This window comes from Hwanghaeella sp. 1Z406, from assembly GCF_048892425.1.
Classification (GTDB): Bacteria; Pseudomonadota; Alphaproteobacteria; order UBA8366; family Aestuariispiraceae; genus Pacificispira.
The window spans coordinates 699,856-712,782 of sequence record NZ_JBLZHU010000001.1; the positions used below are offsets into that span (position 1 = coordinate 699,856).

Consider the following 12,927-nt stretch of genomic DNA (forward strand, 5'->3'; position numbering starts at 1 on the left):
TGCCAGTCGATTGCTGCGACGGTGTTGTCAGGAACAAAAGGTTCACCAGCCTTAAAATGGGCGCTCTGCCTGGAAAATCAAATTGAATTCCAGGCGGTTGAATGCTCCCGGTGACCTTGCCTCAGTTCTTTGGAACCTCGAAAACCTGTCCTGGATAAATCAGATCCGGGTCGATGATCTGGTCACTGTTGGCCTCATAGATCACCGTATAGTTATAACCGCTGCCCAGGGCCCGTCGGGCGATCCGCCACAGGCTATTGCCGGGTTGCACGATGATGAACGCATCGCCTTGCAGATCCGTCAGCGGAGCCGCGCGGCTGAATGGAATTTCCAAGCGGGCAATCACTGAATTGCCGCGCACCGCGTCAAACCGCATCGTGTAAATGCCAGGGCTGATTTCCTGGCTTGGATTGATGCGCCATTTGCCGCTTTCATTGACATGGCCGCTGCCAATCAACCGATTGTCCAGATAGCCTAAAATGACCGATTCCAAGGGGCCTTTGCCCGCAACAGAAATGTTCCCGGCCGAGTCATAGTCGATGGTTTCAACACTTAACGTGCCATCTGCATTCTGCACGCCGCCCGGTTCTGACAGGCCGCTGCTTCTTGGCGGGGCCTGCAGCAATTCCGCGCCCGGCTTGTTCTTGTCGGGGACCAGCACGACGACGGGCGCTTGCGGTGTTTCGCTGTCTGTGTCGCGCCCGGCGATATCTTTGCCCGGTGCAGGAACCACCAGAACCACCTTGCCGTCACCGGTAACAGGCTCATTTTCTGGCATTTTCGATCGCAGGGTTAGTTCATGTGGGCCAGGGTCCAACGGGCTGCCGGGTAAGAAGACCCATTCCCCGCGACTGTCCGCATCAACTACCCCCAGATCCTTTTCATTGTCGATAATGGTGACTTTGGACCCAGGCTGAGCACGACCAGCAATGACCGTATCCCCATTGGGATCAATGCGAACAACGTCGAAGCTGGGCGGGCTAACCGCAGCGGGTTCAGCGGGTTGCGCTGCGTTGGGAGTCTCAGTGGATGTTTGCTGAGTGTCCGTCACAGTTTCACTGGCAGCCGACGCGTCAGCAGCGCTAGAGTCCGCCTTGGGGGGTGCCTCAGTGCTGGCCGCATTGCTGTCTGACGCCGCCGTGCCAGTATCCGTCCCCTCAGATTGCTCCGTCGGGGTAGCGTCTATGGGCGGCGGTGTGCTGTCCGTGCTGAGCCATGTCAGAAGCAGGGCGAGCAAAACCAACACGCCCCCGATCACGCCGATCAATACTGTTCGGTTCACGCTAGCCCCCACTTTCATTCCACACTCACATCTATCGTGAGTGCCTGTTTCGTGCCGCAGCATAATGCGCCACGCCGTTTCGTGCAATTCCAACGCTGTCCCTGACAGGATCACGGAAAATTCGGCTTTTACCCGTCTGGTCAGGGGCGGTACACTGCCAGCGTTATCAATCAGACGCCCCGTGCGGCAAAAGGATATTGAACCAGTGCATTCTTCAATCGGATCGGTTTGTGTTTATTGCGGTTCCAGTTTCGGCGGAAGACCGGCCTTTACAGAAGCGGCCAGACATTTGGGAACCTTGTTGGCGCAGTCGGATATCCGGCTGGTCTATGGCGGCGGCGCGGTTGGCCTGATGGGGGTCGTGTCCCAGGCCGTTCTGGATGCAGGCGGGCGTGTGACGGGGATTATTCCGCATTTTCTGGATCAGGCCGAAGTCGGTAAGATGAATGTGACAGAGCTGATTCGCACGGAAACCATGCATGATCGCAAGGCTCGCATGGCGGAAATTTCCGATGGTTTCGTGGTATTGCCCGGTGGATTGGGAACCCTGGACGAGACTTTTGAAATTCTGACCTGGAAGCAGTTGAACCTGCACACCAAACCCATCGTTCTGTTAAACAGCGAGGGCTATTGGGACCATTTTGTGCATTTGGTCGAACATCAGGTTCGCGAAGGATTTGTGCGCGAACAATATTTGCGGCTGTTTCGCGTCGTTGATCATGTCGACGATGTCTTGCCGACCCTGATGGAAGGCGCGGCTCAGGCGCGGACGGGTCAAGACCGTCTGGATCGCGCCTGAGCCGGCTTCAGTTCGAAAAATGCGGCGGGGTTATTCTGCCGCGTTCAGTTTATCCTGGGTCTTGGTGTCAAAATCACTGGCATTGTGACGTTCGTGCAGTTGCTCTGATGGATCTCCGGACATCCGGTTGACCATACGCCCACGCTGAACTGCGGTACGCGCGGCAATTGCCTTTTGCCAGCGACCGACATGTGTGTAGCTGTCGGCTTCCAGGAAGGTGGCGGCGTCACCATATTGCTTTCCAGCCACCAGATTTCCATACCAGGGCCAGATCGCGATATCAGCAATCGTATAGTCTTTACCGGCCATGTATTCGTTTTCCGCCAGATGACGGTCCAGGACGTCTAATTGACGTTTCGTCTCCATGGCGAACCGATCAATGGCATATTCAATCTTGATGGGGGCATAGTGATAGAAATGTCCAAAGCCGCCCCCCAGATACGGGGCGCTGCCCATTTGCCAGAACAACCAGTTCAGACATTCGGTACGGGCGGCAGGATCAGACGGCAGAAACGCGTCAAACTTTTCCGCCAGATACAGCAGAATCGCACCGGATTCAAAGACCCGAACCGGTGGATTCGTGCTGTGATCCATCAGGGCTGGAATCTTGGAATTGGGATTAACGTCGACAAAGCCACTGCCGAATTGATCGCCATCGCCAATCTTGATCAGCCATGCGTCATATTCCGCGCCGCTATAGCCTTGGGCCAGCAGTTCTTCCAGCATGATCGTGACTTTTTGCCCGTTGGGCGTCGCCAGGGAATACAATTGGAAGGGGTGTTCCCCAACCGGCAGGTCCTTATCATGGGTCGGCCCGGCAATGGGTCGGTTGGTGCTGGCAAAGGCACCACCATTTTCTTTTTCCCATTTCCAGACTTTCGGGGGTGTATAGGTCGAAGTATCAGTCATGATCACCTTTCGGGTTGGTTAGACGGCGCCGTTATATTCTCCGCGCGCCGGATAGTTGTTCTTGATGGCAAAATCCAGGGCGCCAACCAGTTCGGAAAAATGTGGCCGCACGAAGGGCATGGTCTGCACGGATCCGTAATACAGGGTTTGCTCTGGGGTCACCATAAACAGGCCTGGTTCAGAGAACAATGCAGGCTCTTCAATCCCTATTGAGGTGGTGCCGCGAGAGGTAGAGATGTAAAGCCCCCATTCTCGTGCCTTTGCCAAGGGCAGGTCATAGGCGAAGCGCAGGGCCTGGGCGCCGATCTTATCAGCCATTGCCTGGCTGCGCTCCCTGGTATCGGAACTGATCGCGATGGTTTTCACGCCACGTTCCGCGAAATCAGGAACGCGCTTTTCAAACTCTGCCAGATAGTTGGCGCAGATCGGACAATGCAGCCCGCGATAAAAGCAAATCACAGTACCGCGTTCACCCCCATCGCTGGCCAGATCGAATTCACCATCTTTCAGGGTCTCAAGGGTCAGGGACGGGGTCTTTTGTCGGGGCAGCAGCATCGTCGTTCCAATCTGTATTTGCGTTGATATGGGGATGAGTATAACAATATAAAAGTCAGAAAAATCCGAAATAATCGATGGTTTACCCGAAATGTGCCCTTACGATCGCCTTGCGACCTTTTTGAAACGGTTCAGTCTGGATGTCCGCCCGGCACCCTTGGCGCAGGCGACACTGGTATTGCTGGCCGGTCCGGATGGTCTGCCCAGAATGGTCCACTATCGTCTGGACAAAGACTGGTGTGATATTGACGAGGCGGCCCTTTTGTTCTGTGCCGCGATAGAGTGGAGCGGCCTGTCGAACCCCTTGATCGCGGCTTTACCGGATTGTGTCACGCTGGACCTGAAGCAGGATTTGGAAAGTGCCAGCCTTGCCGCCCTGATCCAAAGTGAGCTAACGGGGAAACGCTGTGGCGGAGATCCGGTGATCAGTCGCCTGTGTGAAGTGCTGATCATACGCTTGATGCGGATGCAGATTGAGCGGGGGTCAGATCGGTCTGGCTTACTGGCCGGTCTGTCAGATCCCCGGTTGAGCCGCGCGCTGGTCGCGATGCATGACAGGCCAGGGCGCGATTGGCGCAATCAGGAACTGGCGGAAATCGCCGGTCTATCGCTCAGTCGTTTTACCGAGATTTTCGCTCTGACAGTCGGCCAGCCTCCCAGTGCTTATCTGCGCAGTTGGCGCCTGACCCTGGCGCAGCAGGATGTCGCCAAAGGCGATCGGGTCGATACCATCGCACGGCGCTATGGCTATAAATCATCGGAAGGCTTCACCCGTGCGTTCAGGCATCGCTTCGGACAGAACCCAATCGCCCTGCGTGGCCAATTCGTCCGGTAGGGGTCTTTCCAGCCGTGCATGCGGGCGCATGATGGTTTTTGTTGCGCTCATGCGGGCGCATGATGGTTTTTTATCGCGCTCATGCGGGCGCATGATGGTTTTGTTGTGCTCATGCGGGCGCATGATGGTTTTTTATCGCGCTCATGCGGGCGCATGATGCGTGGGCAAAATTATATGACATATCCACAATCATGTGCGGGATGATTGCGGGTTCCGGGGCGGTCTTGTATGGTCCGCGCCGAAAGTCATTGGGGCCGATGCCGGGCGCGCGATGCGGCTTGGTCTGCGGTCCCTCCTATCACTGACGTTGAGGGGAGCCCCACGCATGTCAAAGATTAAGGTCGCTAAACCGGTTGTAGAACTTGATGGCGATGAAATGACCCGGATCATCTGGCACTTTATTAAGTCCAAACTGATCCTGCCCTATCTTGATATCGATCTGAAATACTATGATCTTAGCATTGAAAAGCGCGACGAGACGGATGATCAGATCACCATCGATTCCGCGAATGCGATCAAACAGTATGGCGTTGGCGTGAAATGCGCGACAATCACCCCCGATGAACAGCGGGTGGAGGAATTCAAACTCAAGAAGATGTGGCGCTCTCCCAATGGTACGATCCGTAACATTCTGGATGGCACCGTCTTTCGCGAGCCGATCGTCTGTCAGAATGTGCCGCGTTTGGTAACCAGCTGGTCCAAACCCATTATTGTCGCGCGTCATGCCTTCGGGGATCAGTATAAGGCAACCGACTTCCTGATCCCAGGTGCTGGCCTGCTATCGATCACCTTCACCCCGGAAGACCCGGATGGGGAGACCATTCGCCACCAGGTCTTCAAATTTGAAGGCTCTGGCATCGCCATGGGCATGTACAACCTGGATGAATCGATCCGCGGTTTCGCTCGGGCCTGCATGACCTATGGTCTGGATCGAAGATTCCCGGTCTATCTGTCGACCAAGAATACCATTCTGAAAGCCTATGATGGCCGCTTCAAGGACCTCTTCCAGGAAGTCTATGAACAGGAATTCGAATCGATCTTCAAAGAGGCTGGCATCTGGTACGAGCATCGTCTGATTGATGACATGGTTGCCTTTGCGATGAAGAGCTCTGGCGATTTTGTCTGGGCCGCGAAGAACTATGACGGCGATGTTCAGTCGGATTCTGTGGCCCAGGGCTTTGGCTCCTTGGGTCTGATGACCTCTGTCCTGATGACACCAGATGGCAAAACGGTTGAGGCGGAAGCGGCCCATGGCACGGTGACGCGGCATTATCGCCAACACCAGGCAGGCAAGGAAACCTCCACCAACCCGATCGCGTCGATCTTTGCCTGGACGCGCGGTCTTAAGGCCCGTGGCACATTCGACGATACGCCCGATGTCATTAAATTCGCTGAAACGGTTGAGCGCGTTTGCGTTGAAACCGTCGAAAGCGGCCACATGACCAAGGATCTGGCGCTGTTGATCGGTGAGAACCAGAAATGGCTGACCACAACCCAATTCCTGGATGCCATTGATGGCAACCTGAAAAAGGAAATGGATACCTGGTAAGGGCGCATCATGGCGGGACTGACCTATCGCGATATCGGCCCCGCCGACCTGACCACGGTCATTGCCTTGCTTGCGGATGATGATTTAGGCCGGATCCGGGAAAACCGTGATCCGGCTGATCCGCTATATCTGAAAGCCCTCGCTGAAATCGATGCAGACCCCAACAACCGTGTCCTGTTGGTGGAGCGCGATGGGGAGGCCGTCGGCACGTTTCAATTGACCCTTATTCCCAGCATCAGCCAGCAAGCCAAAAAACGGCTGCAGATAGAAGCCGTGCGCGTTCGCAGTGATTTGCGCGGCCAGGGGATCGGCCAGGAAATGATGCTGTGGGCGATTGATCAGGCGAAGGCGGCGAATTGTGGGTTGGTACAGTTGACCACCAACACCGCTCGTCAGGACGCCAAGCGCTTTTACGAACAGGTGGGCTTCGTCGCCAGCCACCATGGCATGAAATTGATGCTATAGAGGCGGGCTTTTAGGTCGCCCGAAAATGTTCGATGAAAACGCGGAGTAAACGAAGCGACCTGAGTGGCTTGGAAAAATATAGGAAGAAGCCGGGGCGCATCGGCGTATAATCCGCTAAGACTTGGACCAGTCGGCCTGTATCAAGGTCTTCCTGGACGCCTCGTTTAAGGGACCAGCCAATACCAAACCCACGAGATGCAGCATCGACAACAGACCTTAAATCATTGAAAATAAGTCCACCCTGTGGGGATACCGTGTAGTTTTCTTTCGTGCCCGTAAACTGCCAAGTCGCAATGCGTCCAGAACTCTGCCATCGATGCCGTATGCAATGATGGGTCAGCAGGTCCTGGGGTCTGTTTGGTGTTCCGTGTTTTTCGAGGTAGCGGGGTGACGCGATATAAGCGGCCTCCTCAGTTGCGGAGAGTCGTGTCGCAATCATGTTCTCTTGCAAATGGTCGCCCAGACGAATTCCTGCATGAAATCCGCCTTGAATGATATCTGTTAGCGATTCTTCGATTGTTAAGTCCAGTTCAATACCTGGATAGGTATCTTGGAAACCGGCGAGTTTTGGCGCCACGATCACCTGCCAGGCGCGGAATGGCAGCGTTATACGAAGCTGGCCTGTCTTAGCCTGCGCGGCATTTCTGGTGTTATCAACAGTATCTTGAATCGCTCCCAACAGATAGCGACTACCATCATACAAAGTCTGCCCAGCATCGGTGAGTGTGACAGACCGTGTCGTTCTAACAAATAGCGGCGTTCCAAGGCGATCTTCAAAGTTCTTTAATTGATGCGATATGGCCGGTGGATTGACACCAAGAACACGCGCAGCCGCCCTTAGGGACCCTTGATCCGCAATGGCTAAAAACGTTTGCAGGGCGTGAAGATCAGATCGGTTCATTGTTCGATTTCACCAAACATTAAAGTAATTTTGAGCTTACTATTCGCTATTATCTAATGCTGATAGACAGTGGGCAAGCCTTTAGGAGATCGGCCATGCCCCATTCTATTTCTGTTTCTAAACAGACTGTTATACCGCTTGCCATTGGTATCGCGACAATTCTCGCGACGGTTTTCGCAATGGCGCTGGCGGATGCGTTCGTTAAAAAATCCAGCTCCGACATGACGCTTTGGCAGATATATGTTCTACGATCTGTGATCGTCGTCCCAATCCTCTTTTCGATCACCAAAAGAAAGGTTTATGTAGCCGGGTTTGGCTGGGTGTTTTTGCGCAGCATCGCACTCGCCCTGATGTATCTCAGTATCTATGGTGTGCTTCCTGTCCTGGACCTGTCAGTGATTGCCGCAGCACTTTATACGGCCCCACTCTTTATTACGGGATTGTCTGCATTTGTTATGAAGGAGCGTATCACCAGCAGGCATTGGATCGCTATTCTGATCGGTTTTGCCGGTGTGTTGATTATTGTAAAACCCACGACCAGTGATTTTTCACTGTTGGCCTTAGTTCCGGTTTTCGCGGCCTTCATGTATGCCATTGCGGCCATTCTAACGCGGGCAAAGTGCAGTCACGTCTCGGCACCCATACTTGCACTGTGGCTCAATATGACGCTGTTCACCGTTGGATCCGTGGTCAGCTTGCTAATGAGCTTCATTGGCGACGTATTCTGGTCGGTGAATTATCCATTCCTATTGGGCGCATGGAGCTTTATGACGGCGCAAAACTGGCAGGTGATTGGGATTTTAGCCGTGTTGATGGTCGGGATCAGCATCGGTCTGGCAAAAGCATATCAGTCACCCCATCCGCAAGTGATAGCAACCTTCGACTATGCCTTTTTGATCTTTGCTGGTTTCTGGGGATACGTTTTCTTTGGAGAAATTCCAGACGCGACCACATTGGTTGGAATGGTGTTCATTGCGTGCGCGGGCATAATCGTTCTCTTCACACGGCCGTTGGATCGGGCCCCTGTTATCGCCCCTTGATGATTTGTGCCTTTGCAGAAACTGGGGTTCCTCGGATGTTTTCGCGCCAGAACGAGTACAGGCCACTGGCGACGATCAACAAAATGCCACCGATGGCGACTTTGTCTGGAAGCTCGCCGAATACGACCACCCCCCACATCACGGCCATGGGCATGGCGATGTATTCGAAGGGGGCGGCGATGGTGGCTTCGACGGATCTGTAACCCTGTGAAATCAGATAGGCGCCACAGGCTGATAATGCGCCAACACCAAGCATCACCAACAGATCATCGGTGCTGGGCATGCGCCAGGCCCGTAAAAGGGCCAGTAAACTTGGGTCTTCCAACCCTTCTGCGAGGCGGCCATCCCCAACGGTAAGCCCGGCCAGCGTGCAAAAGCATAAGAAGGTTAGCTGAATATAGAAGGCCATGACCGAAGCCTTTTCGGTGACCCCCAATCGTCGTGCCGTGATCTGCATCGTCGCATAGGCCAAAGCGGCCAGAATTGGCGCAAGCGCGGCCCATTTGAAGGCATCGGTGCCCGGTCGGATGATGATGATGACGCCCATCAAACCGACACTGACCGCTGCCCAGCGACGAAACCCCACTTTTTCACCCAAAAAGGGGACGGATAAGGCCGTGATGAACAGGGGGGCGACAAAGAAGATCGCCGTTGCATCGGCAATGGGCAAGGATGCAACACCGGTAAAAAACGCCATATTGGCGATAATGACACTGCAGCCGCGCAGAATATGCAGCGGCATGCGCTTGGTAAGCAGATTGCGATAGCCGCCTTCCAACGGCACGAAAAGACCTGCGATAATGCACAATGCGACGAAGGCCCGCACAAAGATGATTTCATGCAACGGATAGGTGCCGCCCAACCATTTGATCAGCATGTCGGAGGCGGAAAAGAACATCACCGCCAGCAGGACACATACTATGCCCAGTGTGTTGGGACCTTTGAGTTTAAATGCCACGAACCATCAAGCCTCTATTGGAAAAACACGGAGATCTGCTCCGCCTCGAAAGCGGCCTGAACCTCCGGCAGGGCCTGACAGGCCAGCGCATGGCGTCGGATACTGACATTGGTGGAGGGCAGGGGTGAGATACCAAACTGTTCCCCCCAACCCGCCAACATCAATAGAAAATAGTCGGCGCAACTGGGCGCGATACCGCTGATCCAGGGGCCCGACGTTGCCAAATGCTGATCTGCGGTCTTGAACATCTCGACAAGTCGGGCGCCGGTCAGTTCGCGCAAGGTCGCTTTTTGCGCGTCTGTTTGTGCGTATCGAAAATTGTAGTTCCAGACCATCAGGTCGGCCTGCACCGTGTTGGTCAGGTATATCAGCCAATCCAGCGCAACGCCTCGATCCCGGCTTTTGGTGGGGGGCATCAATCCGGCTGCGGGAAACTGGTCATCCAGATACAGGCAGATAGCAGCGGCTTCCCGCACAACAGTGTCCCCGGTTGCAGGGTTTCGATGTACCAGCGTTGGAACGCGTTGATGGGGGTTTAACGCCTTGTACCAATCGCTGTTCTGGTCACTTCTGGATTTATCAATCATCACCAAATCAAACGGGACGCCAATTCTGCGCAGCGCAATATGCGGGGCCAGAGAGGCATTGTCAGGTGCGTAATACAAGGTCAGTGACATAGTAAGGGCCCGAATAGTGAAAGGAACACAGCGGTATCATTCGTTTTATATCCGCTGACGTAAGACAGTCCGAAAGCGTATTGGGCGAACCTTATCCTGCATGGTCACGTCTGGCGACCCTGCGTTGTGTCCATTTGTGAATAACTGTGGTGCTGGACAGACTTAAGCGCGGACTGGTTCCTGACCGGTCTGTTGTTGCTGAGTTTGTTGACTAACGATTGCCTTCCCGTATCCTGCGCACAAGCTCATTCTCGATGGTCTGGTGTAGGGTTTTCGATGGAAGATTTTGAAGATGTTTTGCTGTCGCAACGCGGCAGCGTCGGGTTCATCGTGTTGAACAGGCCAAAGGCCCTGAACTCGATCACGTTTGATATGGTGACCTGCATACAATCCGCATTGACCAAATGGGAGGCTGACCCAGGTATCAAGGCCGTGGTTATTGAAGGGGCAGGGGACCGGGCCTTTTGTGCCGGCGGCGATGTTATTGCGGTCAGTAAGGCCGGTCAGGCACAGGATCCTTTAAGCCGGGAGTTTTTTCAGGCGGAGTATCGATTGAACCGGGCCATTCACCTGTATTCAAAGCCCTATATCGCCTTTCTGGATGGAATCACCATGGGCGGTGGCGTTGGCCTGTCGGTGCATGGCAATTGTCGTATCGTCACGGAACGAACTGTTTTCGCCATGCCGGAAACCGGGATCGGCCTGTTTCCGGATGTGGGCGGCAGTCATTTCCTGTCACGCTGTCCCGGCCAGGTTGGGCTATATCTGGGTTTAACCGGCGCGCGTCTGGGGGCGGCTGATATGCTGTCTATCGGATTGGCCGATCACTACATGCCAGCATCGGCGCGAGAATCGTTTTTTTCAGCGCTAGAAGCGGTGGACTGGTCCGCCGGATCGCCGGGGGACATTGTTCGTGCCTGTGCCGCCCAGCATGTCGCAAAGGCGGAAGCATCCGCCCTGGATGCCTTGCGGGGTCAGATTGACGAGATATTTTCTGATGGATCGATGGAAGATATTTTGGCCCGCTTGCGGGCGGATGGGGGCGATATCGCGCAAACCATTCTGAAACATCTGTCGACAAAGTCGCCAACCTTGTTGAAGGTCACACTGGTCCAACTGCGACGGGGCGCACAGCAGGATTTTGATGCGAATATGCAGATGGAATACAGGATGGTTCGCCATGCCCTGCGAGCGGGGTCCGATTTTCATGAAGGAGTCCGCGCGCTGTTGATTGATAAGGATAAATCGCCGCATTGGGCGCCAGATACAGTGGAGGCGGTCCAAGACGCAGATGTTGAGGCATTCTTTCAGCGGCCGCTGGAAGGGGACTTGCAATTCTGAGTGTTTGCGTCGGCGTTTCGGAACAGTAAAATGAAGAAATGGACGCGCTAGGATAGGGCGCGCCACTTGTTAGGGAGAAGTGCCATGAAAATTGGATTTATCGGTATTGGGAATATGGGGGGACCCATGGCTCGCAATCTTATTGCGGCGGGCCATGATGTGACTGTTTTTGATTTATCGGAAGATCATGTCGCATCCCTGGTCAATGCCGGGGCGACAGGCGCTGGAAGCGCCCGTACGGCGGTAAGCGGGGTCGATGTAGTCATCACCATGCTGCCTGCCGGGCCGCATGTTCTGAATGTCTATGAAGGCACTATTCTGGGGTCCGCGCCGGCGGGCGCTTTGTTGATCGATTGTTCGACCATTGATGTGGAAACCAGCCGCATCGTGGCGAAGATGGCGGCCGATAAGGGCTATCCCATGGTCGATGCGCCAGTTTCTGGCGGTGTTGGTGGGGCAGAGGCCGGCACTTTGACCTTCATGGTGGGGGGCAGCGATGCGGATTTTGCCAGCGCCAAACCCGTGCTGGAAAAGATGGGCAAAACCATCGTGCATTGCGGTGGTGCCGGAAACGGTCAGGCTGCGAAGATCTGTAACAATATGATGCTGGGTATTCAGATGATTTCTGTTGCTGAAGCATTTGTTTTAGCAGAGAAATTGGGTCTCGATCATCAGAAGCTGTACGATGTTTCATCCAAGGCTTCTGGCCAGTGCTGGTCGCTGACAACCTATTGCCCGGTTCCAGGGCCGGTACTGACCTCTCCTGCCAACCGGGACTATAAGCCTGGCTTTGCGGCGGCCATGATGGTTAAGGACCTGCGGTTGAGCCAGGGGGCGTCGAAAAGCTTTCAGGCACAGACTGAATTGGGTGCGCGCGCATTGGAAATGTATGAGCGATTTACCGATTCGGGAAATGAGGGTATGGATTTCTCTGCTATCATAAAAATGGTGCGCGACAGCTAGGCCCATAAATCGAGGCTAGACAAAGCTTTAGCCCGTCGATTAAGGTTGCCGCTATGCGATGGGAGCAAATGGGTGTAACACAATTGTCGTTGGTGGTTCGGTTGGTCGAATACGCCAAGGCAATGGTAAAACGATAAAAGAGATGTGCCGGTGAAGGAGGAGTATCTTAGCGTCATCCGATTAATCGAACGGCTGCATCGACAATTTCTCGAAGTGGTCAAAGGTGAAATTGATCGGCTTGGCATTCGCGACATCAACAACATTCAGGCGTTGATTCTCTATAATATTGGAGAGGATGAACTGACCGTGGGTGAGTTGACGCACCGTGGCTATTACCTTGGCTCCAACGTATCCTATAATGTGCGGAAAATGGTTGAGAATGGCTATCTTATACAAGAGCGCTCAACCCATGACCGCCGGTCGATCCGGGTGCGGTTGTCTGAAAAAGGCCTGAATGTTCGCAACAAGGTCAATGACGTTATTGATGAACAACAGGTGAAGCTCAGTGAAAGCGGTATCAACGCAGAACAGTTGCAATTCACCGCAACCGTGCTGAACCGTATAGAACGTTTCCTGCTGCACACCTACGGATACGGCCCGGTTCGCTGACGCAAATGTTGCCCATGGATGCCACTGGATAAGCAGCGCCAGGC

The 12,927-nt window shown here is 54.3% G+C and carries 14 protein-coding genes; 8 read left to right on the forward strand and 6 right to left on the reverse strand.

The features are described from left to right. Positions 1 to 121: 121 nt before the first annotated feature. Entirely contained in the window at positions 122 to 1,282 is a 1,161-nt protein-coding gene (locus ACOSDR_RS03260) for a LysM peptidoglycan-binding domain-containing protein (protein WP_420730349.1), read from the reverse strand. A gap of 205 nt (positions 1,283 to 1,487) precedes the next feature. Between ACOSDR_RS03260 and ACOSDR_RS03265 the strand changes: the two genes are divergently transcribed. Then, entirely contained in the window at positions 1,488 to 2,081 is a 594-nt protein-coding gene (locus tag ACOSDR_RS03265; protein WP_420724311.1) for a TIGR00730 family Rossman fold protein, read from the forward strand. A 30-nt stretch (positions 2,082 to 2,111) separates the two neighbouring features. On the opposite strand, the gene yghU is transcribed toward ACOSDR_RS03265, so the two are convergent. Beyond that, the gene (yghU, locus tag ACOSDR_RS03270; protein WP_420724310.1) at positions 2,112 to 2,990 is read right to left on the reverse strand and encodes a glutathione-dependent disulfide-bond oxidoreductase; all 879 of its coding nucleotides are present in this window, start codon (positions 2,988 to 2,990) and stop codon (positions 2,112 to 2,114) included. 18 nt (positions 2,991 to 3,008) lie between these two features. Further along, complete coding sequence (locus tag ACOSDR_RS03275) at positions 3,009 to 3,545, reverse strand: peroxiredoxin-like family protein (protein ID WP_420724309.1); 537 nt, start codon at positions 3,543 to 3,545, stop codon at positions 3,009 to 3,011. 91 nt (positions 3,546 to 3,636) lie between these two features. Between ACOSDR_RS03275 and ACOSDR_RS03280 the strand changes: the two genes are divergently transcribed. The 3 genes from ACOSDR_RS03280 to ACOSDR_RS03290 all read left to right on the forward strand — a co-directional run bounded on the left by ACOSDR_RS03280 (position 3,637) and on the right by ACOSDR_RS03290 (position 6,394). Beyond that, on the forward strand, positions 3,637 to 4,380 hold the full coding sequence (locus tag ACOSDR_RS03280; RefSeq protein ID WP_420724308.1) for an AraC family transcriptional regulator: 744 nt from the start codon (positions 3,637 to 3,639) through the stop codon (positions 4,378 to 4,380). A gap of 325 nt (positions 4,381 to 4,705) precedes the next feature. After that, positions 4,706 to 5,929, forward strand: coding sequence for an NADP-dependent isocitrate dehydrogenase (locus ACOSDR_RS03285; protein ID WP_420730350.1), 1,224 nt, complete (start codon positions 4,706 to 4,708; stop codon positions 5,927 to 5,929). Positions 5,930 to 5,938: 9 nt separating this feature from the next. After that, positions 5,939 to 6,394: a GNAT family N-acetyltransferase gene (locus tag ACOSDR_RS03290; RefSeq protein WP_420724306.1), complete on the forward strand. Its 456-nt coding sequence runs from the start codon at positions 5,939 to 5,941 to the stop codon at positions 6,392 to 6,394. 10 nt (positions 6,395 to 6,404) lie between these two features. Here ACOSDR_RS03290 and ACOSDR_RS03295 read toward each other — a convergent pair whose 3' ends face one another. Further along, a complete protein-coding gene (locus ACOSDR_RS03295) occupies positions 6,405 to 7,295 on the reverse strand; it encodes a LysR family transcriptional regulator (RefSeq protein ID WP_420730351.1) in 891 nt (296 codons plus the stop codon). 95 nt (positions 7,296 to 7,390) lie between these two features. On the opposite strand from ACOSDR_RS03295, the gene ACOSDR_RS03300 reads away from it, so the two are divergent. After that, positions 7,391 to 8,335: a DMT family transporter gene (locus tag ACOSDR_RS03300; RefSeq protein WP_420730352.1), complete on the forward strand. Its 945-nt coding sequence runs from the start codon at positions 7,391 to 7,393 to the stop codon at positions 8,333 to 8,335. On the opposite strand, the gene ACOSDR_RS03305 is transcribed toward ACOSDR_RS03300, so the two are convergent. Together ACOSDR_RS03305 and ACOSDR_RS03310 are read right to left on the reverse strand one after the other, a co-directional pair. Beyond that, positions 8,322 to 9,293 carry a DMT family transporter gene (locus ACOSDR_RS03305; RefSeq protein WP_420724303.1) on the reverse strand — a complete coding sequence of 324 codons (972 nt, stop codon included), beginning with the start codon at positions 9,291 to 9,293 and terminating at the stop codon, positions 8,322 to 8,324. The genes ACOSDR_RS03300 and ACOSDR_RS03305 overlap by 14 nt on opposite strands. Before the next feature lie 14 nt (positions 9,294 to 9,307). Then, positions 9,308 to 9,970 carry a glutathione S-transferase family protein gene (locus ACOSDR_RS03310; RefSeq protein ID WP_420724302.1) on the reverse strand — a complete coding sequence of 221 codons (663 nt, stop codon included), beginning with the start codon at positions 9,968 to 9,970 and terminating at the stop codon, positions 9,308 to 9,310. Between the two features lie 276 nt (positions 9,971 to 10,246). Here ACOSDR_RS03310 and ACOSDR_RS03315 point away from each other — a divergent pair, with 276 nt between their 5' ends. The 3 genes from ACOSDR_RS03315 to ACOSDR_RS03325 all read left to right on the forward strand — a co-directional run bounded on the left by ACOSDR_RS03315 (position 10,247) and on the right by ACOSDR_RS03325 (position 12,883). Continuing rightward, entirely contained in the window at positions 10,247 to 11,311 is a 1,065-nt protein-coding gene (locus ACOSDR_RS03315; RefSeq protein WP_420730353.1) for an enoyl-CoA hydratase/isomerase family protein, read from the forward strand. Between the two features lie 84 nt (positions 11,312 to 11,395). Continuing rightward, positions 11,396 to 12,274 carry a 3-hydroxyisobutyrate dehydrogenase gene (mmsB, locus tag ACOSDR_RS03320; RefSeq protein ID WP_420730354.1) on the forward strand — a complete coding sequence of 293 codons (879 nt, stop codon included), beginning with the start codon at positions 11,396 to 11,398 and terminating at the stop codon, positions 12,272 to 12,274. Between the two features lie 150 nt (positions 12,275 to 12,424). Further along, on the forward strand, positions 12,425 to 12,883 hold the full coding sequence (locus tag ACOSDR_RS03325; RefSeq protein WP_420724299.1) for a MarR family winged helix-turn-helix transcriptional regulator: 459 nt from the start codon (positions 12,425 to 12,427) through the stop codon (positions 12,881 to 12,883). The last annotated feature ends 44 nt before the right edge of the window (positions 12,884 to 12,927 follow it).

Bases quoted from the DNA above. Each gene is read 5' to 3' on its own strand.
- ACOSDR_RS03280 (WP_420724308.1), top strand. From the start codon at position 3,637: ATGTGCCCTTACGATCGCCTTGCGACCTTTTTGAAACGGTTCAGTCTG.
- yghU (WP_420724310.1), bottom strand. From the start codon at position 2,990: ATGACTGATACTTCGACCTATACACCCCCGAAAGTCTGGAAATGGGAA.
- ACOSDR_RS03300 (WP_420730352.1), top strand. From the start codon at position 7,391: ATGCCCCATTCTATTTCTGTTTCTAAACAGACTGTTATACCGCTTGCC.
- ACOSDR_RS03275 (WP_420724309.1), bottom strand. From the start codon at position 3,545: ATGCTGCTGCCCCGACAAAAGACCCCGTCCCTGACCCTTGAGACCCTG.
- ACOSDR_RS03310 (WP_420724302.1), bottom strand. From the start codon at position 9,970: ATGTCACTGACCTTGTATTACGCACCTGACAATGCCTCTCTGGCCCCG.
- ACOSDR_RS03290 (WP_420724306.1), top strand. From the start codon at position 5,939: ATGGCGGGACTGACCTATCGCGATATCGGCCCCGCCGACCTGACCACG.
- ACOSDR_RS03285 (WP_420730350.1), top strand. From the start codon at position 4,706: ATGTCAAAGATTAAGGTCGCTAAACCGGTTGTAGAACTTGATGGCGAT.
- mmsB (WP_420730354.1), top strand. From the start codon at position 11,396: ATGAAAATTGGATTTATCGGTATTGGGAATATGGGGGGACCCATGGCT.
- ACOSDR_RS03315 (WP_420730353.1), top strand. From the start codon at position 10,247: ATGGAAGATTTTGAAGATGTTTTGCTGTCGCAACGCGGCAGCGTCGGG.
- ACOSDR_RS03295 (WP_420730351.1), bottom strand. From the start codon at position 7,295: ATGAACCGATCTGATCTTCACGCCCTGCAAACGTTTTTAGCCATTGCG.